At 54.3% G+C, this 24,293-nt stretch carries 23 protein-coding genes and 2 pseudogenes; 3 read left to right on the top strand and 22 right to left on the bottom strand.

Features of this window, described 5'->3' with window-relative positions; all coding sequences use genetic code 11:
- Positions 1 to 13: 13 nt before the first annotated feature.
- Positions 14 to 991, bottom strand: a complete 978-nt coding sequence (gene serB, locus C2E16_RS03840; protein ID WP_038628440.1) for a phosphoserine phosphatase — start codon at positions 989 to 991, stop codon at positions 14 to 16.
- A 179-nt stretch (positions 992 to 1,170) separates the two neighbouring features.
- Here serB and C2E16_RS03835 point away from each other — a divergent pair, with 179 nt between their 5' ends.
- Positions 1,171 to 1,833 (top strand): YtjB family periplasmic protein, encoded by a 663-nt coding sequence (locus C2E16_RS03835; RefSeq protein WP_038628442.1) that lies wholly within the window; start codon positions 1,171 to 1,173, stop codon positions 1,831 to 1,833.
- 86 nt (positions 1,834 to 1,919) lie between these two features.
- Here C2E16_RS03835 and deoD read toward each other — a convergent pair whose 3' ends face one another.
- From deoD to C2E16_RS03780, 11 genes are all read right to left on the bottom strand, one after another.
- Positions 1,920 to 2,639, bottom strand: coding sequence for a purine-nucleoside phosphorylase (gene deoD, locus C2E16_RS03830; protein WP_038628443.1), 720 nt, complete (start codon positions 2,637 to 2,639; stop codon positions 1,920 to 1,922).
- A 67-nt stretch (positions 2,640 to 2,706) separates the two neighbouring features.
- Positions 2,707 to 3,930: a phosphopentomutase gene (gene deoB / locus C2E16_RS03825; protein WP_038628446.1), complete on the bottom strand. Its 1,224-nt coding sequence runs from the start codon at positions 3,928 to 3,930 to the stop codon at positions 2,707 to 2,709.
- A gap of 164 nt (positions 3,931 to 4,094) precedes the next feature.
- Positions 4,095 to 5,414 carry a thymidine phosphorylase gene (gene deoA / locus C2E16_RS03820; protein ID WP_038628448.1) on the bottom strand — a complete coding sequence of 440 codons (1,320 nt, stop codon included), beginning with the start codon at positions 5,412 to 5,414 and terminating at the stop codon, positions 4,095 to 4,097.
- Positions 5,415 to 5,521: 107 nt separating this feature from the next.
- Complete coding sequence (gene deoC, locus C2E16_RS03815; protein ID WP_084970037.1) at positions 5,522 to 6,301, bottom strand: deoxyribose-phosphate aldolase; 780 nt, start codon at positions 6,299 to 6,301, stop codon at positions 5,522 to 5,524.
- 338 nt (positions 6,302 to 6,639) lie between these two features.
- The gene (locus C2E16_RS03810; protein ID WP_038628452.1) at positions 6,640 to 7,413 is read right to left on the bottom strand and encodes a TatD family hydrolase; all 774 of its coding nucleotides are present in this window, start codon (positions 7,411 to 7,413) and stop codon (positions 6,640 to 6,642) included.
- The gene (locus C2E16_RS03805) at positions 7,410 to 8,465 is read right to left on the bottom strand and encodes a patatin-like phospholipase family protein (protein ID WP_084970038.1); all 1,056 of its coding nucleotides are present in this window, start codon (positions 8,463 to 8,465) and stop codon (positions 7,410 to 7,412) included. Before C2E16_RS03805 ends, C2E16_RS03810 begins: the two co-directional genes overlap by 4 nt.
- 8 nt (positions 8,466 to 8,473) lie before the next feature.
- Positions 8,474 to 8,659 carry a CsbD family protein gene (locus C2E16_RS03800; protein ID WP_038628457.1) on the bottom strand — a complete coding sequence of 62 codons (186 nt, stop codon included), beginning with the start codon at positions 8,657 to 8,659 and terminating at the stop codon, positions 8,474 to 8,476.
- 56 nt (positions 8,660 to 8,715) lie between these two features.
- Positions 8,716 to 8,877 carry a DUF1328 domain-containing protein gene (locus tag C2E16_RS03795; RefSeq protein ID WP_071883711.1) on the bottom strand — a complete coding sequence of 54 codons (162 nt, stop codon included), beginning with the start codon at positions 8,875 to 8,877 and terminating at the stop codon, positions 8,716 to 8,718.
- Positions 8,878 to 9,003: 126 nt separating this feature from the next.
- Positions 9,004 to 9,618 (bottom strand): molecular chaperone OsmY, encoded by a 615-nt coding sequence (osmY, locus tag C2E16_RS03790; protein ID WP_038628458.1) that lies wholly within the window; start codon positions 9,616 to 9,618, stop codon positions 9,004 to 9,006.
- Positions 9,619 to 9,932: 314 nt separating this feature from the next.
- A complete protein-coding gene (gene prfC, locus C2E16_RS03785) occupies positions 9,933 to 11,522 on the bottom strand; it encodes a peptide chain release factor 3 (protein ID WP_038628460.1) in 1,590 nt (529 codons plus the stop codon).
- 313 nt (positions 11,523 to 11,835) lie between these two features.
- A complete protein-coding gene (locus C2E16_RS03780) occupies positions 11,836 to 12,867 on the bottom strand; it encodes an SPOR domain-containing protein (RefSeq protein ID WP_133052042.1) in 1,032 nt (343 codons plus the stop codon).
- A 262-nt stretch (positions 12,868 to 13,129) separates the two neighbouring features.
- On the opposite strand from C2E16_RS03780, the gene C2E16_RS03775 reads away from it, so the two are divergent.
- Entirely contained in the window at positions 13,130 to 13,435 is a 306-nt protein-coding gene (locus C2E16_RS03775) for a hypothetical protein (protein ID WP_038628465.1), read from the top strand.
- 307 nt (positions 13,436 to 13,742) lie between these two features.
- Positions 13,743 to 14,546 carry a DUF4225 domain-containing protein gene (locus C2E16_RS03770; RefSeq protein ID WP_133052043.1) on the top strand — a complete coding sequence of 268 codons (804 nt, stop codon included), beginning with the start codon at positions 13,743 to 13,745 and terminating at the stop codon, positions 14,544 to 14,546.
- A 3-nt stretch (positions 14,547 to 14,549) separates the two neighbouring features.
- Here the strand turns inward: C2E16_RS03770 and C2E16_RS03765 are convergent, their stop codons facing one another.
- The 10 genes and pseudogenes from C2E16_RS03765 to C2E16_RS03705 form a co-directional block, all read right to left on the bottom strand.
- Positions 14,550 to 14,888 (bottom strand): hypothetical protein, encoded by a 339-nt coding sequence (locus C2E16_RS03765; protein WP_038628466.1) that lies wholly within the window; start codon positions 14,886 to 14,888, stop codon positions 14,550 to 14,552.
- 251 nt (positions 14,889 to 15,139) lie between these two features.
- A pseudogene (locus tag C2E16_RS03760) lies at positions 15,140 to 15,394 on the bottom strand (ADP-ribosylglycohydrolase family protein); the annotation flags it as partial.
- Between the two features lie 12 nt (positions 15,395 to 15,406).
- A protein-coding gene (locus C2E16_RS03755) for an IS1-like element IS1A family transposase (RefSeq protein ID WP_233987823.1) occupies positions 15,407 to 16,104 on the bottom strand; the annotation gives its coding sequence in 2 pieces (ribosomal slippage) (positions 15,407 to 15,855 and positions 15,855 to 16,104; 699 coding nt in all).
- Positions 16,105 to 16,164: 60 nt separating this feature from the next.
- Positions 16,165 to 16,434 carry a hypothetical protein gene (locus C2E16_RS03745; RefSeq protein WP_038630129.1) on the bottom strand — a complete coding sequence of 90 codons (270 nt, stop codon included), beginning with the start codon at positions 16,432 to 16,434 and terminating at the stop codon, positions 16,165 to 16,167.
- An 11-nt stretch (positions 16,435 to 16,445) separates the two neighbouring features.
- A complete protein-coding gene (locus tag C2E16_RS21065; RefSeq protein ID WP_167401645.1) occupies positions 16,446 to 16,757 on the bottom strand; it encodes a hypothetical protein in 312 nt (103 codons plus the stop codon).
- A 93-nt stretch (positions 16,758 to 16,850) separates the two neighbouring features.
- A pseudogene (locus C2E16_RS20945) lies at positions 16,851 to 20,475 on the bottom strand (RHS repeat-associated core domain-containing protein); the annotation flags it as partial.
- 68 nt (positions 20,476 to 20,543) lie between these two features.
- Complete coding sequence (locus tag C2E16_RS03720) at positions 20,544 to 20,867, bottom strand: hypothetical protein (RefSeq protein WP_144380571.1); 324 nt, start codon at positions 20,865 to 20,867, stop codon at positions 20,544 to 20,546.
- Between the two features lie 233 nt (positions 20,868 to 21,100).
- Positions 21,101 to 21,868 carry an ankyrin repeat domain-containing protein gene (locus C2E16_RS03715; protein WP_052133953.1) on the bottom strand — a complete coding sequence of 256 codons (768 nt, stop codon included), beginning with the start codon at positions 21,866 to 21,868 and terminating at the stop codon, positions 21,101 to 21,103.
- Positions 21,869 to 21,877: 9 nt separating this feature from the next.
- Positions 21,878 to 23,146, bottom strand: coding sequence for a DUF4150 domain-containing protein (locus C2E16_RS03710; protein ID WP_084971446.1), 1,269 nt, complete (start codon positions 23,144 to 23,146; stop codon positions 21,878 to 21,880).
- Positions 23,139 to 24,293, bottom strand: a complete 1,155-nt coding sequence (locus C2E16_RS03705; protein WP_038628482.1) for a DUF2169 family type VI secretion system accessory protein — start codon at positions 24,291 to 24,293, stop codon at positions 23,139 to 23,141. The genes C2E16_RS03710 and C2E16_RS03705 overlap by 8 nt, the downstream gene beginning before the upstream one ends.

Raw genomic sequence — 24,293 nt, 5'->3', positions numbered from 1 at the left:
CTCAACTCCTCGATTATCGGGTCTCGTGATTCAGGCTGCCGCTGAGGATGCAGAAGACGCCCATCAGATCGGCATGCCGAATCGTCACTTCGGTTTGTTCGTTTACTTTCGGCTTGGCGTGGTAGGCGATGCCTAACCCCGACGCCTTAATCATTGGCAGATCGTTGGCGCCGTCGCCAATCGCCACCGTTTGTTCAACAGGAATAGCGTAACGCTGCGCCAGCTTCGCCAGCGTCGTCGCCTTATATTGCGCATCGACCACCGGACCGATGACTTCGCCGGTCAGCAGGCCGTCGCGGATTTCCAGCTCGTTGGCGACAATCGCCGCCAGATGCAGCCTGTCGCGCAGGTATTCGGCGAAAAAGGTGAAGCCGCCGGAAGCGATCGCCACCTGCCAGCCCAGCGCCTGCAGCTTCTGCACCAGCGTGCATAAGCCCGGCATCAGCGGCAGCGCGTCGCGCACCTGTTTAAGAATATTGGCGTCGGCGCCTTTCAGCGTCGCCACGCGCTGACGCAGGCTGGCGGTGAAATCCAGCTCGCCGCGCATCGCCCGCTCGGTTACTTCGGCCACCTGCTCGCCGCATCCCGCCAGACGCGCGATTTCATCAATGCATTCGATCTGAATCGCCGTCGAGTCCATATCCATCACCAGCAGGCCCGGCGTTTTCAGGTGCGGGATTTTCCCCAGCGGCGCCACGTCCAGCCCCATCTCGTGAGCGAGCCGGGTGGCGCGCGGCGTCAGCGAGCCCGCCAGGCGGATCACCTGATAATCATCAACGCACCAGGCGCTGACAATCACCATCGCCGCTCCCAGCTGGTGTTGATACGCCGTCAGGCGCTCCTTATCAAGCTGGTGCCCGTAAAGCAGCCAACCGGTACGCCCGGCGCGATAGTCCAGCGGCATCACTTCATCGCCGCTCAGTGAAAGAGGCAGGCCTGGCCAGAGAGAAACGTCGGTAGGCAGGTCGCACCAGGTCAAACGATTAGGCATTACAGCTCCTGTCGGGAAGATGATCGGCTGCCGCCATCAGAGGACGTTCTGTTGACATCCGTGCCGGGCCACAGCCTGTAGAGAAAACCTCGCAAGAGGCTACCTTGTCAGCCGCGCTTCTGGCAACATAAAGTCGCAAAAACAGGCTCCCCCCTGTTGTTCAGGAAGTAAGGTTGGAAATGGCTAAATCCCGGCTCAAATTTCGTCTGCACCGCACGGTTATTGTGCTGATCTCTCTTACGCTGCTGGTTGTGCTGATGCAGGGCGCTTCCTGGTTCAGCCTGGGGCACCAGATGGCGCGCTCCGAGCAGGTTGAAGATCTGGCGCGCACCCTGACCCGTCAGGTCGCCTTTACGCTGACGCCGTTGATGGATAACGAGGATGAAAATCGCGCGCAGATTGTCGCCATCCTGAAGCAGATAACGGAAAACAGCCGCATCCTTGACGCCTCGGTTTACGACAGCGAAGGCTCGTTAGTGGCGCGCAGCGGCGAAGGCATCAGCGTGCGCGATCGCCTGGCGCTGGATGGCAAACGCGCGGGCAGCTATTTTAACCATCAGCTGGTGCAGCCGCTCGCGAACAGCGACGGCCCGCAGGGCTTTCTGCGCGTGACACTCGATACCCACGTATTAGTCACCGAAGCCAAGCAGGTGGACAACACCACCAATATCTTGCGCCTGATGATGCTGCTGGCGCTGGCTATCGGCATTATCCTCACCCGCACGCTGCTGCGCGATCGCCGCACCCGCTGGCAGCAATCTCCCTTCCTGTTGACCGCCAGCACGCCGGTAAAAGAAGATGACGACGAGCAGGATGAGACGCCCTTAACGGAAAAGTCGTAGCGAAAAGGTGTGTCAGGAATAAAAGGCGGCAACACGCGAAGAACAGAAAAGATAACCGGACGAGCGAGGCTCGCCCGGTGGGTTTATCAGGCTTTGTCGCCCAGCAGCACCGACTCCAGCGCGATTTTGATCATGTCGCTGAAGGTGGTCTGACGCTCCGCCGCCGTGGTTTGCTCGTGCGTACGGATATGGTCGGAAACGGTGCAGATGGTCAACGCTTTCGCGCCGAACTCCGCCGCCACGCCATAGATGCCCGCCGCTTCCATCTCCACGCCGAGGATGCCGTACTTCTCCATCACGTCGAACATTTGCGGGTCCGGCGTATAGAACAGGTCAGCGGAGAAAATGTTGCCCACGCGCGCCTCGATGCCCAGCGCTTTTGCCGCGTCCGCCGCATTGCGCACCATTTCGAAATCGGCGATGGCCGCGAAATCGTGATCCTTAAAGCGCATACGGTTCACTTTAGAATCAGTGCAGGCGCCCATGCCGATCACTACGTCGCGCAGTTTCACATCGGCGCGCACCGCGCCGCAGGAGCCGACGCGAATGATCTTCTTCACGCCAAATTCGGTGATCAGTTCTTTTGCATAGATGGAGCAGGAAGGAATGCCCATGCCATGACCCATCACAGAGATGCGACGGCCTTTATAAGTGCCGGTATAGCCCAGCATGCCGCGCACGTTGTTCACTTCAACCGCATCTTCCAGAAAGGTTTCCGCGATATGCTTAGCGCGCAGCGGATCGCCCGGCATCAGAACCACGTCCGCGAAATCACCCATTTCAGCATTAATATGAGGCGTAGCCATTGTCGTTATTCCTTGAAAAAATAAAACACGCCAGCCCGCAGGCTGGCGTTAAAGTGAAAGCCGCGTATTACAGCATGCTTTTGCCATATTCCATATCGGAAAGGCCGAAGTATTTCGCTACCGTCTGACCGATATCCGCGAAGGTTTCGCGGTAGCCGAGGAAGCCCGGTTTAACGCCTGGTCCGTAGATCAGCACCGGAATATGTTCGCGGGTGTGATCGGTGCCGTGCCAGGTTGGGTCGCAGCCGTGGTCGGCGGTGAGGATCAGGATGTCGCCCTCTTTCACCAGCGCCATCAGCTCCGGCAGACGACGGTCAAACAGCTCCAGGCCGCCAGCGTAACCGGCCACGTCGCGGCGGTGGCCCCAGGTGGAATCAAAGTCCACAAAGTTGGTGAAGACGATGGAATTGTCCGGCGCTTCCGCCATCTCTTTCACCGTCGCATCGAATAGCGCGTCCAGCCCCGTCGCCTTCACTTTTTTAGTGATACCGACGTGCGCGTAGATATCTGCGATTTTACCAACGGAGATCACCTCGCCCTGCTTCTCTTCCACCAGCTTTTTCAGGATGGTCGGCGATGGCGGCTCAACGGCCAGATCGTGACGGTTGCCGGTACGCTGGAAGTTGCCTGCTTTATCGCCCACGAATGGACGCGCAATTACGCGGCCGATGTTGTAGTCGCCTTTATCCAGCTCCTCGCGGGCAATCTCGCACAGATCATACAGGCGTTGCAGGCCGAAGGTCTCTTCATGGCAGGCGATCTGGAATACCGAGTCGGCGGAGGTGTAGAAAATCGGCTTGCCGGTTTTCATATGCTCCTCGCCGAGCTTATCCAGAATCACCGTGCCGGATGAATGGCAGTTGCCGAGATAGCCCGGCAGATCGGCGCGCTCCACCAGCTTATCCAGCAGTTCCTGCGGGAAACTGTTTTCGGTGTCGCTGAAGTAGCCCCAGTCAAACAGCACCGGCACGCCGGCGATTTCCCAGTGGCCTGACGGCGTATCTTTGCCTGACGATAGCTCGCTGGCGTAGGCGTATGCGCCGATAATTTTCGCGTTCGGGTCCAGGCCCGGCGGGAAGGTGCCGGTAGAGGCTTCCGCCGCTTTTCCCAATCCCAACGCCGTCAGATTCGGCAGATGCAGCGGGCCTTTGCGCCCCTGGTCAGCCTCGCCGTTAAAGCAGGCTTTAGCGATATGGCCCAGCGTATCTGAACCGGTATCGCCGAATTTTTCAGCGTCTTTACTGGCGCCGATCCCGAAGGAGTCCAGCACCATGATAAATACACGTTTCATGTGACTCTCCTGCGCCTTAGCGCGATGAGAAAATATAAAAAAGCGATCAGAACAGTATGACGGCTATCCCGGTCATACTTCAAGCCAGCCGCGCCCTTTCCGGCATTTTTAGCGCCTGCGACTTGCGCATGCGCTTTCCCGCCAGCGTCTCGCAGCCAGCCCCTTTAGCCGATGCGGCGATAGATAACCGGCGTGGCGGCAGGCGGTTGATCGCCGAGCGTAACGGCGGCCTTCACCGCCTGCGCCGCTTCCTGCCAGCGCTCTTCGCTGTCGGCATGAATCACCGCCAGCGGCCGTTCGCCATCCACGCGATCGCCCAGCTGCGCCATTTCGCTAAAGCCGACGCTGTAATCGATGGCGTCGCTGGCGCGGCGACGGCCGCCGCCTAACGCCACGACCGCCATACCAAGCGCGCGCGTATCCATCGCGGTGACGATGCCGGGCGCGTCGGCGTAAACCGCTTTACTCAGCATCGGCGCTGGCAGATAGCGGTCAATCTGTTCAATAAAATCGTTGGGTCCGCTCTGCGCCGCGACCATACGGGCGAAGATGTCCGCCGCGCGACCGTTATCCAGCACCTGTTGCAGTTTCTGCCGCGCCTCGGCGTCATCTTTCGCCAGCCCGCCGGAAAGCAGCATTTCACTGCACAACGCCATGGTCACTTCCAGCAGGCGCGGATTGCGGTAGCTGCCGGTCAGGAACTGTACCGCTTCGCGCACTTCCAGCGCGTTGCCGGCGCTGGAGGCTAGCACCTGATTCATATCGGTCAACAGCGCCGTGGTTTTGCAGCCCGCGCCGTTGGCGACGCCGACGATCGCCTGCGCCAGCTGTTCGGAAAGTTCAAAGGTCGGCATAAAGGCGCCCGATCCCACCTTCACGTCCATCACCAGCGCATCCAGCCCTTCGGCCAGCTTCTTCGCCAGAATCGAGGCGGTGATCAGGGGAATCGAATCGACGGTGGCGGTAATGTCGCGCGTGGCGTAAAAGCGTTTATCTGCCGGCGCCAGCGAATTCGTCTGGCCGATAATGGCGACGCCATTCTGCTTAATCATCTCGCGGAAGCGTGTATCGCTGGGGAAAATATCGAAGCCAGGTATCGCCTCCAGCTTATCGAGCGTACCGCCGGTATGACCCAGCCCGCGCCCGGAGATCATCGGCACGTAGCCGCCACAGGCGGCCACCATTGGACCGAGCATCAGCGAGGTCACGTCGCCCACGCCGCCGGTAGAATGCTTATCCACTACCGGGCCGTTCAGGTTCAGCGCCTGCCAGTTCAGCACCGTGCCGGAATCGCGCATCGCCATGGTCAGCGCCACCCGTTCCGACAGAGTCATATCGTGGAAAAAGATGGTCATCGCCAGCGCGGCGATCTGCCCTTCCGACACGGTGTTATCACGCACGCCGTTGATAAAGAAGCGGATCTCTTCTTCGCTCAGGGCGTGTCCGTCACGTTTTTTTCGAATTATTTCTTGTGGTAGAAACAAGGTAACCCCCTGTTTAACGGATCGCTGTCAGGCCTGGTGTCCCGATCCAATTGTGCAGAACAGATATATTTAGCGGGCGGCGGACGCCCGCTGTTGTGAAAGGAGAATCAGTAGCTGCTGGCGCTGCTCGCGCTCTGGTAGCCCGCCGCGTTTAGCAGGCTGGCCAGCAGGCTGGAGGCGCCAAAGCGGAAGTGGCGCGCGTCGGCCCAGTCGCTGCCCAGAATATCGTCGGCCAGCTGCAAATAGCGCGCGGCGTCTTCCGCCGTGCGCACGCCGCCGGCAGGCTTAAAGCCTACGCGATCTTTAACGCCTTTATCGCGGATCACTTCCATCATGATTTTCGCCACTTCCGGCGTGGCGTTGACCGGCACTTTACCGGTAGAAGTTTTGATAAAGTCGGCGCCCGCATCGATAGCGATTTCAGAAGCCTGACGGATCAGCGCTTCTTCTTTCAGCTCGCCGGTTTCGATAATGACTTTCAGCAACACGTTAGCCGCCGCGCAAGCCTCTTTACACGCTTTCACCAGCTTAAAGCCGGTATCGGCGTCGCCCGCCATCAGCGCACGATAAGGGAAGACCACGTCCACTTCATCGGCGCCGTAGGCGATCGCCGCGCGGGTTTCCGCCAGCGCGATATCGATATCATCGTTACCGTGCGGAAAATTGGTGACGGTGGCGATACGGATATCGGGCGTGCCCTGCTCGCGCAGCGCTTTACGCGCAACCGGAATAAAACGTGGATAAATGCAGATTGCGGCCGTATTGCCCGCCGGGGATTTTGCCTGATGGCACAGCGCGATCACTTTCGCATCGGTGTCATCGTCGTTAAGGGTGGTCAGATCCATCAGTTTCAGCGCACGCAGCGCGGCAGCGGTTACATCAGTCATAATGCTCTCCAGACAAATTCAGTGAGCTTCCGCCAGTGGAAGACTCAACACGAGGTCTTGGTTCCTTGAAGAGGGTTGAGATCCATCTCACCTTGCCAGCGATGCTGTTTCGCTTTGATGTTACGATTTTAACACCACGGGCAGACTCATTGTTGTGCGTAAGCTCACAATTAATTAAGGAACGTTACCGTCATATTTACATTCACTGTGATTTTAGTCACAAAAAAGCGCGACAGGTCGCAACCGGAACCGCTTTATCCGCGTATCATAACGCAGAAGGGCAAATGTGAGAATTATCACATTTGCCCTTTTTAACCGATGAGCGGCCTGCCGATCCGTTAGCTCAGCTGGAACAGGCGCGCACTATTGGCGGCGATAGTGTCGGCAATCTCTTCCGGCGGCTCCTCCCGCAGCTCGCACAGCGTCTGCCACACGTTACGCACGCGTTCTGGCCGGTTAGGTTCGCCCTGAAAGCCGTTAAGCGGCATATCGGGCGCATCGGTTTCCAGCAGCAGCGAAGAGAGCGGCAGTCGGGCGATCGTCTGGCGCGTCTTGCTGGCGCGCGGATAAGTAATGGTGCCGCCGACGCCGATCGCGTAACCGGCGGCGATAAACGCCTGCGCCTGTTGCAGGCTGCCGGCAAAGCCGTGCACTACGCCACGGCGCGGCACGTCGATACGCCGCAGATGCATCGCCAGCTTATCGTGCGTGCGACGCGAATGGAGGATCACCGGCAGATCGTAATCGCGCGCCAGCCGCAGCTGCGCATCAAGAAAGTGTTGCTGACGATCGAAGCGCGGATCTTCCATATAGAGATCGAGGCCGATCTCGCCGATCGCCACCAGCTTTTCCGGCCGCTGACGCAGATGCCGCTCCAGCTGTTCCAGCGATGCATCGCTGTGTTGATCAATCACAATGGGATGCAGACCGAGCGCGGCATAAAGCGGCGGGTGCTGTCGGCTTAGCTGCAAAACGCGCGCGAAACGCGTGGCGTCAATTGCCGGCACGATAATGCGCTCCACGCCCGCCTGTGCCGCCTGCGCCAGGCTTTCCGCCTCACGATCGGTAAAGGGCGGAAAATCAAAATGACAGTGGGTATCAATAAACCTCATGCCAGCGATCCTTTGTCGTAGTCGGCGTCATTCTCTGCGTTTTTCTTCACGACTTCATCCAGACTTATCGGAACGTTATCTGGTTCGTTCGCGACCGGCGCCGGCGGGGTGATAATCGGACGGCTTGTCAGCATATCATTCTGGCTCAGCCACTGCCCCAGCGAGGCGAGGAAATAGCGTCCGCAGCGCCGTCCCAGATGGTAATCCTGATTCAGCGCCCTGAGGCGACTGCCTAACGCACTGCTGGCCAGCGGACGCGGAGGATAGATTTCAATGATGCGCAGATCGCCGGGCGGATGCTCGATAAACTGCTGAATCTCATAATAGCTTTTTTCATGCTGTTGCAGCAGGTTCAGCCACGGGCTGCCGCTAAACCAGCGCTCCATGCGTTTGATCCAGCCCGGCGTATAGAACATCTGCGAAGGCACCGTGCGGATCACCACGATGGTATTAGCGCCGCGTCGCGCCGCCTCGCGCACCGGTATGGCGTCGGTAATGCCGCCATCGAGATAGCTGCCCTCTTTCAGCGCAATGCCGCTGCGGTAAAAGCCCGGAATGGCGCTGGATGCTTTGATAAGCTCCAGCCAGTTAGCGCTGTCGGGGGCAAAATAGTGGGCGGTGTAGTCATCGCTGCGGCAGGCGCACATATAGAATTCTCTGCCACTGGCAAGCAGCTGTTCCGCCTGCGCCATCGCCAGCGGCAGCTCCTGGCTGGTAATCGTGGTTAGCCAGTCGAGATCGATGAGATGCCCGCCGCGAGCAAAGCGGAGCGGATCGAAAAAGAGTTTATTGGTGGTATAGCGGGTGATGACCCATCGGGCATAGCCTGGCTGGCCACAGATAAACGCGGAAAGATTTTGCGCGCCGGCGGAGGTGCCTAAATAGAGTTGAAAAGGATTAAAGCTAGCCCGCTGAAATTCATCCAGCACGCCAGCGGTAAAGATACCGCGTTGACCGCCCCCTTCGCACACCAGCGCCATTTTGCCGGGTTTGAAAGGACGTTGCGCTAACGCCTCGATGTTGCCAGGCGTTACCGGAATGCGTATCCCCATAGCCTGAGTCAGCGTGGGTGTTTGTCGGTGGTCGCCTCGTGCTGCTCCCTGCCGTAATCTTCCTGCAAAATTCCGGAGAGCCAGTCATTATTTCCCGACATCCAGGCGTCATCGCTGTCAAACCATTCCGCCCACATCAGCGCCATCTGGCCTTTCCATTGTTTCCATTTGCCCGCAACGATGTCGCTATTCATGACTGGCCTCCGTTAATTCACTGAATCTTTTTGTTCAGCATCGAGGACATGCTTACCTAGGGACGTTTACGTCCGGTAAACAGGCTGACGAGGAACAGGATAATACCAACCACGAAGACAATCTTAGCTGCCCATGCGGCCGTACCAGCCAGACCGCCGAAGCCTAATGCCGCTGCGATCAGTGCGATTACCAGAAATATAATACCCCAACGAAACATAAGCCTCTCCTTTACCATAGTTAAAATCGAACTGCTTACTCAGCAAATTCAGGGGGTAGCCCCATGAATGTTCTTCTTTTACGGGATAGCGACGGCACGGCCTGTCAGGGCCGCGCCGGAAAAGCATTATTTTTTGACCTGCAGGTCATTTTTAACGCTTTTCACGCCTTCAATCGCTTTGGCGATACTTTCAGCACGTTCAGACTGTGCCTGATTTTCTACCGCACCGGAAAGCTGGACCACACCGTTGGTGGTTTCAACTTTGATTTTACGGGACGGCACAATATCATCCGCTAATAGCTTAGCTTTAATTTCGCTGGTCGTTGCAGCATCACCTGCATAACCGCTAACTGACTGTTTTTCGCTGTCTTTAACGTGTAGTTTGTCATTGACGGATTTAACGCCCTCAACTTTCTTCACCAGAGCCACCGCTTTTTCCGCCTGGTCCTGAGAAGCCACGAAACCGCTCAGGGTAACGACGCCCTTCTCGGTCTCTACTGAGATATCCGTACTTTTAATCGTTTCATCATCTACCAGCGCCGCTTTCGCTTTGGCAGTGATGCCGCTGTCATCCATAAAACCATCGACTTTTTTCATAGAACTATCGATTTTGGACCCTGCGCTATCCGCCGTATTCTGCGTTTTCTGTGATACGGATTCGTCCGCCAGCGCAGAGCCGCTCAGCAGCGCAGAACCTACCATCACAGCCATCAGAGTCTTAGTAATCTTAGTCTTGTTCATCGATATCTTCCTTCTATCCGTTATTCCACTCACAACCGTAAGCGTGGCGACAACAAACCACGATGTCGCCGAAAAGAACGCCGGGGTGATGTCACCGCCGCTTTTTGCGTCCGACAAACTAAGCATAGACAAGGATCGCCATTCGTCTCGTTTTTCTGGTTAAAAAACAGGTAAGAAGGCGTTTTTATGGTGTTTTTAAGAGGAGTCTGTAAGCGGGAAAGAACAGTGTGCGATGGTACTGAAAAGGCGCCTGCGGAGCGCAACGCTGGCTCCGCAAGGCCTGAAGCGCGCGCCGCTGAAGGGCGCGCCGCTTTTTAGTGTTCGCGCGTTTTGCGGAACACCACGTCAGGATAACGTTCCTGCGTCAGGTTCAGGTTAACCATGGTCGGCGCGATGTAGGTCAGGTTATCGCCGCCGTCCAGCGCCAGGTTAATCTCGTTTTTACGCTGGAACTCGTCGAATTTCTTCGCATCGTTGCATTCTACCCAGCGCGCTGTCGACACGTTGACCGATTCATAGATCGCTTCCACGTTGTACTCGCTTTTCAGGCGCGCCACGACCACGTCAAACTGCAGCACGCCGACGGCGCCGACGATCAGGTCATTGTTGGCGATGGGACGGAACACCTGCACCGCGCCCTCTTCCGACAGCTGCACCAGCCCTTTCAACAGCTGTTTCTGCTTCAGCGGATCGCGCAGACGAATACGGCGGAACAGTTCCGGCGCGAAGTTCGGAATACCGGTGAACTTCATATTTTCGCCCTGAGTAAAGGTATCGCCGATCTGAATGGTGCCGTGGTTATGCAGGCCGATGATATCGCCCGGATAAGCTTCTTCCACGTGCGAACGGTCGCCCGCCATAAAAGTCAGCGCGTCGGAGATCACCACATCTTTGCCGATACGCACCTGACGCAGCTTCATGCCCTTTTCATATTTACCGGAGACCACGCGCATAAAGGCGACGCGGTCGCGGTGTTTCGGGTCCATGTTGGCCTGGATTTTAAACACAAAGCCGGAGAACTTCTCTTCGCTTGCTTCAACGGTGCGGGTATCGGTCTGACGCGGCATCGGCGCCGGCGCCCAGGAGACCAATCCATCCAGCATATGATCGACGCCGAAGTTGCCGAGCGCGGTGCCGAAGAAGACCGGCGTCAGTTCGCCCTGCAGGAACGCGTCCTGCTCAAACTCGTGAGAAGCGCCTTTCACCAGCTCCAGCTCGTCGCGCAGCTGCGCCGCCAGATCCTCGCCGACCGCCTGATCCAGCTCCGGGTTATCCAGCCCTTTAACGATGCGTACTTCCTGAATGGTGTGGCCTTTGCCTGACTGGTACAGGTAGGTTTCATCGTTATAAAGATGATAAACGCCTTTGAACAGCTTGCCGCAGCCGATAGGCCAGGTGATCGGCGCGCAGGCGATCTTCAGCTCATTCTCGACTTCGTCCAGCAGCTCCATCGGATCGCGAATATCGCGGTCCAGCTTGTTCATAAAGGTCAGGATCGGCGTATCGCGCAGACGGGTGACCTCCATCAGCTTACGAGTGCGATCCTCAACGCCTTTCGCCGCGTCGATCACCATCAGACAGCAGTCGACGGCGGTCAGGGTGCGATAGGTATCCTCGGAGAAGTCTTCGTGTCCGGGGGTATCCAGCAGATTCACCAGGCTGTCGCGGTACGGGAACTGCATAACCGAGGTGGTGATGGAGATACCACGCTGTTTTTCCATCTCCATCCAGTCCGATTTAGCATGCTGGTTGGAGCCGCGGCCTTTTACCGTACCGGCGGTTTGAATCGCCTGTCCGAACAGCAGGACTTTTTCGGTAATGGTGGTCTTACCGGCGTCAGGGTGAGAAATAATAGCGAAGGTGCGACGACGCGACACTTCTTGCAAAAATGGGGTATTAGACATCGGAATTCTTCTGTTGATGCCGTGGCGCGGCGTAATAGCAGGCGACACAGCCGTTAATTCACGAGGGCCCACTGACGGGCCCGGAGCCAGAACCATGCAGTTAACCTGAGAGGCGCTGTGCTGTCAGATGAACGCTGCTAAAAAGCGTAGTGGTCTACATTGGTGCCGGCCCCGTGTAACAATGTTGAAAAGTCAGACAATGAGGCCGCATAGCTTACCTTAAGTACATAAAAAAAGCAGGCCGAAATCGCGCGCGCTGTGCGCTTTCCCGCTAACTTTTTCCATCATCTCGTCAGGCCGTTTCAGTGCGCGCTTATCCCTGCGCGTCTGCGGCGTGCTGCAACTGGCTCAGCGTTATTTGCGTCACCAGACCGTTGCCGATACGCGCGGAGATAACCTTTTCATCCTGCTGCCAGATGAGCCAGCTTTCGCCGTTGCGCTCGTCCGCCTCGCCAGGGCCATATTTTTGCTCCAGCTCGGCAACCGTCATGCCGACGCGCGCGCCGCGATGCGTCTCCAGCGTGGCGTCGAGCAGCGTAATCTGCCCCAGATAGTTATCGTCGGCGCTACGCTGCTGCCGATCCCAACCTTCATTGGAGACCGTCAGCGCCAGCACGTCATAGCGATGCTGGTAATAACGATAAGGCACCTCCGCGTCCGGCGCCGGATTTTGCGCCTGCTGCGTACGTTCCGGCGGCAGGCTCATCATCACATCCTCATTCCAGGGCTGTCCTAAAGCCAGCGTGGTACTGTTGACCTGGATGACGAAATCGGCCGCCGTCAGCGCAGCGATGGCAGGCTGCTCGCTGTTTTCCAGTGGATAAAAATCATCAGGCTCTACGCCCGCGTCGGTCTGTAATGCGCCGTCCTTTTTACTCGCCTTAAAGAAAAACAGATGCGGCGCGGTCTCAGGATCGCCGCCGCAGGACGGGTTATGACGGTTTTCCCGCACGTCGATCAGATAGTTTGCCGGATCGTCGCTGTCATCGACGAAGCTCATGCTCAGGCAGTCGCTGGCAAGCGGCGTCAACTTATGCTGGCGGATTGCCTGCAACACCGTAGTGATAACCTGATCCTGCTTTATCCCTTCGCCCTCTGCGGGCGCAGGCGGCGATGGCGCGTCAGAGATCGTTACTGATGGCGCAGCATCAGGCGTTTCCGCCACTGACGGTTGTGTTTCTGTGGCGGCCATTTCTGATGAAGGCATCCCAGACGCAGACGGCTGTGCCTGCGCATCAGAGGCGGAGGGCATCCTCGAGAACTGTTCGGCAGGCGGCGTCAGGATCGCCCCGTTAATATCCGGCAGATCGGCGGCCAGCGCATAGCTGCCTGTCACCGCCGTCATTATCAGCAGTCGTGTTAAGAAAGAGAAAAACATAGCTGTGCTCGTCAGAGTCAAGGCGCAAGCCGCGCGTAAGAGAATTATCTTTGTTATCGGCCCGCCTGGAGCCAACGGGAATTTAACACCGCCGGGCAGGATCGAGTCAAAAATGATTAGCGTTATCAGGCGCTCTTCACCTTAGTTACCCCCTTTCGCATAGATTCATTGTTCTCAGGTCAGGCATCCTCTATCCTGGTGAGTGAGTTCACTATCAGGAAAGTATCCCATGAACGACAAAAAAATGATTTCCATCGATCAGTTTAATGCGAATGAGCGAGCCGTTATAGAGGAAACGTTCAGGGGGCTGGTGCAGAAATATAAACTTCGTACTGGTAAAGAGCCAGACGGTAAAAAAGAGAAAGAATTTACCGCCGAAGCCAGGCAAATGGTCATGACCATCAAGCAAAATAATGAGAAGGAAAAAGCGCTGGCGGCTAAAAAACCAGTGCGTAAAAAGAAACCCTCTTCGCTGGCCGAAAGTGAGGTGGCTGATTTCAGTTGGTCAGCCTCGATAAAGCGCGGCAAGCGATAACACTCCAGATATTATTTGCGCGCCCTTAAGCGGTATGCGGCTCTGCTTCTGCGTTTCGCTCCATGTGCTGAAAGTGCCCTGCCAGGCGCTTTCTCCCTGTACATCCGTCTGCGCGCTGGCAGGGCGTTCAGCGCCGTATGGTATCAATCCACGTCAGCAGGATTTAACTCTGGCTTACGGGGGAGTCAAAGGAGATCGGCTGCGCTGATGTTAAAGGGGCTTGCGCAGCCAAAAGCGGGACGATTAAGTGGTTGTTAAAACGATCAAAACCATTAAAATCACTTATCGTTTTTTTAAGGACAGGAAAATGAGTTCATTAATTAATAATACCGCCGAGAAGGCTGGCTATATAGCAATGGCCCGCAATGAAATCGCCAAATTAAACCAGCTAGCGCACACCATATCTTCACGCCATCTGAACTACGGCCCTACGCTGCATAAATTCATTAGCGATACAAAAAGCTTCGCCGAACAGCATCTCAATCTAATCAGCCGGGCGCAAACCGCCGCTGAAAGCATGAACTACCTCGAAGCTTTAAAATCGGAAATAAACGATCTACATATCCAGGACAGGCTACTGACAACTGGTAAAGCGAAAGTGTTCGCAGTCATTGATTTTGTTCGCGACCATCAGCAGCAGATCAAAGGCTACGTGATAACAGGGGTTCATATCGCCACTTCCGCCTCGCAGGTCGTAGGCGGCGCGTTGCTGGTCGGTACCCTGTCGCCTGTCGGCGTGGTTGCCGGCGGGATTCTGGTGGTTAACGGGATTAACGGGATCGATAAAGAGATCGAGCGCCTGTTCACCGACAACAAAACGACAGAAGGGTTTCTGGCTGATGCCTATATGGGCGGCGCGGAGGCAATGGGATTTGAACGCTGTTCTGGATTAGCCGTCTATAACACCGTTGATCTGGCGGCTAATGCCTTTAGCGTTTATGGCCTTATCAAGAAAAAAGAATCCTGGCGTCTGTTCTATTCACTGCGCGAAGATTTTTACCGCAACTATGACAAGCTGAGCCAGACAAAGCGATTACAAAAGAACATCAGCCTGGGTCTTAAGGGCAAAAGTGTTCTTGATATTATGTCTGGCGCCACCTGCTCGCGTTAACACCTAATTGGTTTTGCCTGCCGCCTTTTTGACGCTGCGCTGATAAAGCCAGGATTTCCACGAGAGCTTTATCGGCGTAAACCAGGCGATTAAACCAAGCGCTATTAACATTGAAGCGCCAAGCGGCAGAGCGCGCTGCGTCCCCTGAAAGATGACGGAGAGCATCCAGATAATGACCAGTGCGATGCAAATATAGATGCGGGAACGGAAAATTTTAGACAAATCAGCCAGTACGATTTCCAGCGAAGTAGAATGATTTTCCGCATTAGCGCGCAGCTTCCCTATTTCCTCAGCAGAAAAACCCGTTTTATACAGTTTTTCTTCAAGGTTGCTTCTGAACATATCTCTCTCCTAACCATGAAGCGCCGATTATATCGGTAGACAAAAAAAAGTCAAAACACGCAGGAAAAATAATGGGATAGCGTCAGATGGCAGCGAGATAGCGCGCTAAAAGGCCCAGATGCTTCCCGGCTGGCAGGACGTCAAATAGTCGTATTTTTTAAAGATGCTGACTAATGTATATTAAAAAACATTATTAATGATGCCATCAGGCACCACTGAGCATCAGGACGTAAAAAGAGCTATCGCCTGTTTTAATCTTCCTCAGGGGCCTGCCTGAACAGCGCTTCCGCCATGGCGGCAATTCTTTTTTCCTGTACCAGCCTGTCACGCCATTCCTGAGGTATGCCCGAATAACCATACAGCGCGCCGGCAATCTGACCTGCCGTCGCAGCCACACTGTCAGCATCATCGCCCAGGTTAGCGACCAGAAGAATCGCGTCGCGGAAATTATCCGTATTCCATACGGCCCACATTGCTGCTTCAAGCGTGTCGATAACGTAGCCGGTAATGACTCCAACTTATTGATAGTGTTTTATGTTCAGATAATGCCCGATGACTTTGTCATGCAGCTCCACCGATTTTGAGAACGACAGCGACTTCCGTCCCAGCCGTGCCAGGTGCTGCCTCAGATTCAGGTTATGCCGCTCAATTCGCTGCGTATATCGCTTGCTGATTACGTGCAGCTTTCCCTTCAGGCGGGATTCATACAGCGGCCAGCCATCCGTCATCCATATCACCACGTCAAAGGGTGACAGCAGGCTCATAAGACGACCCAGCGTCGCCATAGTGCGTTCACCGAATACGTGCGCAACAACCGTCTTCCGGAGCCTGTCATACGCGTAAAACAGCCAGCGCTGGCGCGATTTAGCCCCGACGTAGCCCCACTGTTCGTCCATTTCCGCGCAGACGATGACGTCACTGCCCGGCTGTATGCGCGAGGTTACCGACTGCGGCCTGAGTTTTTTAAGTGACGTAAAATCGTGTTGAGGCCAACGCCCATAATGCGGGCGGTTGCCCGGCATCCAACGCCATTCATGGCCATATCAATGATTTTCTGGTGCGTACCGGGTTGAGAAGCGGTGTAAGTGAACTGCAGTTGCCATGTTTTACGGCAGTGAGAGCAGAGATAGCGCTGATGTCCGGCAGTGCTTTTGCCGTTACGCACCACCCCGTCAGTAGCTGAACAGGAGGGACAGGTGATAGAAACAGAAGCCACTGGAGCACCTCAAAAACACCATCATACACTAAATCAGTAAGTTGGCAGCATCACCAACTATTAGTTAGCCTCTAAATAACTATCAACAGATTTCTCCATTTTATCTAAAACATTAGTAATAGGATGGAGATAATCGTTATACATTTCTGCATACTTCCGGGGGAAACCCCTCAGCGGATTATTGAATAAATCATCATCAACAACTTTTAGTTTTAGCCTATCAAGGTCAGCAATTAAATCTTTCAAACCTCCTTTTTTTTCATTATTCATTACATTTTCAATATAAGCAGTTGTTTTATCTATTTCACTTAAGAGATTGTTTTTTTTCATCATTCACCTTCTCACTGTAAGAAGCGCACATCGCTTATCCAACTCATTGGATAGCCTTGTGGCAACAAGATCTGGTCAGCACCTCCTTTGAGTACCGCACCTGACATCATCGTTTGCTTTTCAACTTTCCCAACCTGAAGAACCGTTCCCTTAGGTACTTTAATAGTCGCTTCAAAGTACCTTGTATTCTTCCACTCGGGCAAAAGTGCTGAATCTATTTTCGCCTGGATTTTATTCAATGCTGGTGATGTACTTACAAAAGAGCCATCTATTTTTGCATTACCACCAAAGACCCTATACAAGGTTACTTCTTTGGTTGTCATTACAGTTTTATATTCACCGTTTTTAAAGGAGTCTTTTATCCAGGCAGGCAAGTCAGTTTTATCAATTTCTTTGTACCTGCCTTCGATACCACACTTACTTAACCCCCACGGATCAATCCACGTCAGCGGATTCGGCGCATACTGGTAAAGATTCAGTCCCCCGCCAGCCCTATCGGATCCTGGCTGATAAAACGTCCCGCATCCGGATCATAGTACCTGAACCGGTTATAGTGCAAACCGGTTTCCGCATCGTAATACTGCCCCTGAAAACGCAGCGGCTGATGCACCGGCCCTGCGTCCTCCCGCCCCGCTTCTACCCGCACGGTTCTGCCCCAGGCGCGGTAATCTGCCCGCCATGCCACCTCGCCCGTCACGCCCGTCAGTTCACGCGGCAGCCCCGCCTGGTCGGTGTGATACCAGTACACCTGCGCGTCATGCTCGCTTTCCCCGCGCCGCGTGCTGATTTGCGCCAGCGGCACAAAGCCTTCATCTTCATAAATCCAGATGTGCTGACGTTCGCCCCGCTCCTCGCTCAGCAGCCGGTTGCCGTCCCAGATAAAGCGCGTCACCCCGAAGGCGTCCTGCTTCCAGCTGCGCCGTCCGAACGCATCGTAGCCGTAACGGGTTCGCTGCTCCGTGCCGTTACGCCAGGTCACCGCCGCTTCCAGCTGATGCTCTGCGTTCCAGAGAAAACGCTGCGCGGTATGGCGGCCGGCGCGTTTCTCCGTGACGTTGCCGTGTGCGTCGTAGTTCCAGAGGCAGTCGCCGAGTACCCGCAGGCGGTTATCCCTCAGCGGCGGCGCCTTCTCCTGCGCCAGCAGGTTATAGGCCGGGTCGAAGGTAAACCGTTCGCCTCCGGCCTGTGTGAGCCTGCCCAGTGCGTCATAGCCGTAGCGGTGCGCGCCGCTGTGGCTGTCTGTCATCTGCTTCAGCTGCCCGTCGCGCCGCCACGCATATTCACGTCCTACCACTAATTGATTTTTGTAACTCGCCCGCTGGCTTATCAGGCGGCCCGCCTCATCATGCACATATTCGCTGGTCAGTATCCCCTGGGTGCGGCGGACTTCCCGGTGCAGGGCATCACGCCCGCTCTCGCTGATAACCCGCCTGCCCCAGTTCACCTGAATGCGATGCCCGCTGCCGTAATAAAAATGCCTGATTTCACGTCCGTCAGGCAAAGTGGTAACAGTACGGTTGCCCAGCTCGTCGTACTGATGTTGCAGAATGACGCTTTTACCACGCGTCAGCGTTTGTTCTCTTAGCAGCTGACCGGCAGCATCCCATTCCAGCTCTACGCGTCCGCCTGAGTTAATCCCGGTGATAAGGCGACCGTTTGCATCGTAACGATAACGGGTGCGCTGCCACTGACGTTTACTGCCCTGGGCCACCAGCTTCTCCAGCAGACGTCCGGCTGCATCACGCTGCCAGCGCGTCTGAATGACGCTTTCCTTTCCGGTGTTGCCATATTCTTTACGCGCAACGGGCCAGCCGCTGGCGTCATATTCATATTCCGTCTGACAACCGTCGAAGCCGCACTCGCGAATAAGATTATCCAGCGCGTCCCAGGCCATCTCATAGCGCACGCCGTTTTCATTAACCAACCCCGTAAGACGGCGCGCTTCATCATATTGATAAGTGATGCGGTGACCCAATGCATTGATACGCGCCTCAGGCAAACCATCGCCGCCCAGCTCCCAGTGGGTGCGCTGGCCTTCGGCGCTGGTAAAGCTCACCAGACGACGATAACGGTCATAATCATATATTTCCGTACCGCCATCAGCGTGAGACACCTTTACCGGCAAGCCGTCAGCGTTGTGTTGCCATGTTGTGATGTTGCCCGCCGCATCAGTGCGGCTTTTAAGCCAACCATATTTGTCATAGCTGTACTGCGTTGTACGGCCAGAACAGTCCGTATGGGATAAAAGGAAACCCGCCGCATTCCAGGTAAACGTCTGAATACCCGATGCCGCATCGCGAATGCGGACCAGATTACCGGCATCATCATGGTTATATTCTGTGATACGGCCCAGCTCATCCATTTCACGTATCAGGTTACCTGCCACATCCCAGGTAAATTCACGCGATGCGCCGAGCATATCGGTAATACGCACCGGCCTGTTCCAGTGGGGGTGAAAATCAATGCGCGTCATTCCCCATCCGGCGAAATTACCGCCGTACAGTTTCCGCGTTCGTCATAGCGATAACGGGTAATGCGCCCAGCCGGATCGGTTACCGCAATAGCTTGCCCGCGCGCATTACGCTTAATACGCGTGATTCCTCCCTGAGTATTAACGAGCGCAGTCAGTTCATGATTATCATCGAACTCGTAACGCGTTATGCGGCCGAGCACATCAGTAACAAGCGTGGCATTCGGCTGATAGTCAAATTGCCAGGTCTGCCCCAGGCTGTTGCGGTGCGCCAGCACTTTGCCGTGTACATCGTGACGGTCGTAGTGATAAAAACAGGCCATTTCGCCCGCCAGACGATGCGCGACCATAATATGGTTGCGATAACGGAAATCTCTGACGACTTCATCTTTACCGTTACGCACGGCAATTAAATCGCCCTCTTCCGAATAGTCATAGCGGCAGAGCATTTCAGGTAGCTCCGGCTCGGAAGGATGACGGCAGCTTACAGCGACGATACGCCTGACATTCTCTCCATCCGACAGACGAAGCTCGGCGAACTGGATCAGAAAGCGACGTCCGGCGCTGTCTATGATTTCCGCTGGCAAGTTGTTGCTGTCGTAATGGATAGTAAGCTGATTGCCATGCGCATCTTCCATAGCCGTCATCAAAAAGCGGCCAGTCTCCACTTCCTGGCTGAACAGCCAGTGACGTTGTTCGTCAGAGGTCGACAGACGATAAAGTCCTTGCTTCGGCTGCGACAAGGTAAGCTGTTCATAGCGATGCAGGCGAGCTGGCAGGTCTGGAGCGATGCGAGGAAAATCGATTTCGCGTCCTTGCTCATCGATATAACGCAGAACGTCATCCGTTTCGCGAACTTCCGGCGAAAAAGGCAAAAACCATCCTTGTCCAAGCCAACCATTCGCTAACTCGTCAGAATAGTAATAACGTTGCCAGTTAAGCGGCACGGCGGCCGGAAAGGCAAAATCAAGATTATCATCTCCCGCCAGTACCTTAATGCCGAGCAGCGGGTTCACGGGGTTACCAATCAGCAGGCCATTTTTACAGCTTTCTGTCTGTTTTTTGCCACCTTTGCCCTTATTACTGCCCCCTTTTTCGCTGCCAGCTTTCTTCGCCTGTAAAACCGATCCCGTCTCCTCTTTTGCCACCTTCCCTTCGGCTTTTAAAGCAGCTTTCTCGCTTTTTACGATGGCCTTTTCAGTCAGCTCTGCGCCTTCTTTTGCTACGGCTTTTCCTGCTTTCGCCGCTTCCAGCGCTTTGCCTGTTTTTGCCGCCAGCTTACCCGCTTTGAATGCGGCTCCGCCTCCGGGCACGAAGTTTGCGGCGGCTGATGCCGCAGACAATGCCGCGTTGCCGTAATCGCCTTCAGCAGTATAAATTGCCGCATTAGCCCCATCGGCAACCACGCCGACAATGGGTACGGCGCCTAACACATCCAGCCCGGTATGTACCCAGTCGCCGTAACTACTCCACCAGCTTTTCTTTTTAGGTGGATTGGCGCTTCCTGCCGCAACGTTTCCTTGCGGCGCAGGCGCATATTGTAATTTACCAATGGTATTTCCGGTTGCCATCGGAGGGCTCCCTGCAATAATGAATAAAACGATAAGGCACTCAGCGAATAGCCAATTAAATTAGCGATTCATCTGAGCTTAATATAATTACTTGCTAAACCAGCGACAGAGGCTATCGCCGCAACCCAGACAACCGGAGCGAAGAAGAGATCGCCATGCGTGGTCTTCGACATAAAATAAAAAAACGGTAGCTGCAACATAGCCAGAAACAAACAAATAAACTTTCTTCTATCCAGATAGTTCCAGGCTACCAATAAGCCACAAATCACTATCACTACGCCATTAAGCGCATAAAGCATTAATATCGGCTTGAACGCTGTTAACCATCCCCCCCAGTCATGCCCCTTCATACCTACAATGGAGATAACCATCCAGAACAAGCCATTCGCCATTATATACTGTAGCCATAAAGAAATCGCAAAATTCGCGAGGCAAGTGATAAGTTTCAATATAAGAATAATTATTTTCATACCAGGGCCACTTGTTTAACAGACAACACTGCAACCAGGTGCTTCTTATTGGAGAATAAAAAAGCCATCTGAAATAACAAAATAAATATTTATTGATAATTAAAAAAGTGATAAAAGCCAAAGGGCCAGATCTCAATGGCTTTTAAACAGGTAGCTTATTGCGCAGGGGGCCAGCTTACGCCAGCCTGTTTTATCAGCGCTATTATTTCGTTGAGTTTATCCAGCGTGGGACCTTCCTGACCATTATTGCGCTTTACAACATATGCTAACTGTCGTGCAAACGACCAGCCGCTGTTGGTTTCCACCGCGTGCGGATCGGCGCCATGCTTAAGCAGCCAGACAACGGTATCAAGCTGCATACCATCCAGTGCTTCCATAAGAACCGTTCTGCCTAAATTATCGCTTTGATTGATATTAGCGCCACGCTGAATCATTAAGGATAATGTATTCAGGGTATTATCCGAGGCGGAATAATAAAAGATAGGACTTTTCTGAACCGCAGCATTAGGACTCATTCCTCCGTCAAGCAGAGCTTCCATATACTCAGGTGAGGATGAACTGGCCGTTACGCCTGCTACACTGCCCATATCTGGCACATTCTGCAGCGGATCTGCCCCCTGCCTTACCAGTTCGCTCATGATGGCCAGCTGCTGCTGCTTTTCTCCCTGTGCGCAATGCAGGGCGTAAAACAGAATCGTCATATCCTGCCTGCCGGGCTTGTTAAGATCGGTTACGCCAGCCTGTTGTTTTACCAAGGCCAGATCGCCCTGATAAATACTTTGCGCCAGCGTAAGCTGCGTGCCATGGAAAAAATCTTCGGGAGGGTAAATTTTCATTGCGTTACATCCTGAAATTGCAAACAGGCTCAGCGCTGTCCATAAGAGAGTTGAACTGTATTTCCTGATAGCAAAGAAGTTTTTCATAAAATGGCCTTATTGAGCTGACAATAACGCTTCGTCCGTTGCCTTTTCCTGTTCGATACAGCGAATAACCTGATCCATACCATGCTTGTCAACAATATTGCCAGTACCGCCCTCAAGGTCATGATGGGTTCCTACAGCTGCGGGCGCATTAAGTATTCCTATACCCAGCAAGCCTGCTCCGGCGATGCTCGTACCCAACAGGATACCTGCGCCTCCCCAAAATCCCGGTTCCTGAATAGAAGTTAGCACTTCACCCTTAACACGATATGCCGTAATGTACTCTTTACCTTTTTCAGGCGTAAATTCACTGCCGCCATATTTTCTAACGGTTTCTTTATGCAGTCCTGCAGCATTAAAGGTCCAACCTGGTTTTCCGCTGGCCCTGGATGCTGAGGAAGCTAATCCGCCCCCCAGGGAATGGCCGACGATATCAACCGGCGTAGGTGAGCGCTGTACTGCGTTCCCAATTTGCACAGACTGCTTATAATACTTTGACTGCATATTCACCCCCTGCTGAAAATTATTTTTCCAGTCGACCCCTTCCTCCATTCGTGTTCCGCGAAAAACAACAGAGGCAGACATATCTTTGCCAAAAACATTTTCATCAGGGACATATACTCGAGAGCGGAAGCCGGGTTCACCAGGGATATTTAAATTTGCTGGCTTCAGGCTAAACTTTGCCAAAGCTTCAGGATCATCACTGATATCCTTCCAGCCTTCCGGCACCGGAGGCACAGGCAGAGCAGGGTTACGCGGCTCATAGATGTAATCAGCTAATCGCGCCTTTTCTATCCCGGTATTATTCAGATCCAGACGTTCAGCCGCCGCACGCACCTTAGGATTGCTGCTTTGCTTGCCCTTTGCGATAAGTTGCTTACGCCTTTCCCAGGCTTCCTTTTTCGTCAGGTTGCCGCCACGCCCGCCCATCGCCTTGCCGTTCATTGCAAACAGATCCTGAACACGATTAAGCGGAAGCCCGCCAACCCAGGTATCCGGGCTGTGCTCAATGGACCAGCAATCCCCTTCCACTGTTCCACTGACTACGCCCTTATTACTGCCAGCGGCGTCTCCAATGGTGACTGGGCTAAAGCTTCCATCATGAACAAAAGCGGGGTTACCGTTAAAAAGTACGGAATCAACCGTATTTTTAGCGGGAGCAAGTGTGGAAATCACAGGATAGGGAACGGGGTTTGACATACCCGGCGTAAAACACACATCAGGCGCAAGGCCAACGATTTTATACTGCCCCTCTTTTCGGGCTGCATAGTTTTCAGCCATGATGATTTTCCTGCGGTAATTTAGCAGCCAGCGAAGGCGGAAGCGGCATAAATTCCTGACTCGAAGGATCGGCGTTCATTTCCTCTGCGCGCTTTAACATGACTTCTCTGTCGCTACGCTGAATAAAACGGAGTTCTGTCATGACCGGCTCCATATTTTCAGAAACGGCTGCACGATAAGTACAATGCACCTTTCGTTGCGGCAGATCGATAACCAACGTATCAAGCTGCATATCTTTCGCTACGCCCGCCCCTTTTGCCGTCGTGATGAAAATAAACAGTGATTCGACCGGCACATGAAAGGAAATTTCCTGATCGCTTTTTTCCTGTGCGCTGATGAGGTATTTCAGTTTAATCGGTACCGCCTGTAGAGGCTGTGGTAAAGGAAATTGCATCCAGGGATGGGCGCCACACCAATAATCAAAACGAAAGTCAGTCGGAAGAAAAGGATGGCGGTCACGCTGCCATACTTCGTCATAAGTGCCTGCATATTCGATTCTTCCCTGCCAGCCGCGGCCAAAAAAGCCAAACCCCGCCGGCAGGCTGATTTCATCAATACTTTTTATCGGCTGAGGCAAAAGCTCAATCTGCGGCGCAGGCAATCGCTGTTTATTGATTTTCTTCAGGTATTCCGCGCTGTACCAGCCCATTCCTGCCGTATTCGCGGGCGATGCATACTCTTCGCCCTCCTGAAGCGTATAAAATCCCCCAGCGGCGTATTCGTAGCGTAGCGGCAGAGAGATGATCGGCTGCGCGGCTGACAGGCTCCAGCCTGCTATCATTTTGCGCCATTCACGTGGACCGTAAATACGCAGCAGCCGTGTGAAATCGCCAATTTGCGCGCCTACGGTAAACTCACGTACTGGCTTATCTCCCGGCGCCCATGCCGTGCCATTAATTACCACATCCAGCCGGGGCTTCCAGGGCGCCAGATCGCTTTCGAAACATACTGAGCTTCTACCCGGTTCTCCATAATATTCATCCTGCTCTACCAGTTCAGGTTGTTCCGCACAAAAAGTCAGCGAACCGGACGCTATATCGAAGTCATAACTGATACGAGCAGTAACGACACTAAATGCGTGATCATGTTGATCAAACGACTCAAAGAGCATGGCCGGGAAAGCGCTAAGGTTAATGAAGTTTTCCAT

The sequence above is a fragment of the Mixta calida genome (genome assembly GCF_002953215.1).
Taxonomy (GTDB): Bacteria; Pseudomonadota; Gammaproteobacteria; order Enterobacterales; family Enterobacteriaceae; genus Mixta; species Mixta calida.
Note: the sequence above shows the minus strand (reverse complement) of the source record. Positions and strands in the feature narration are given on the sequence as shown.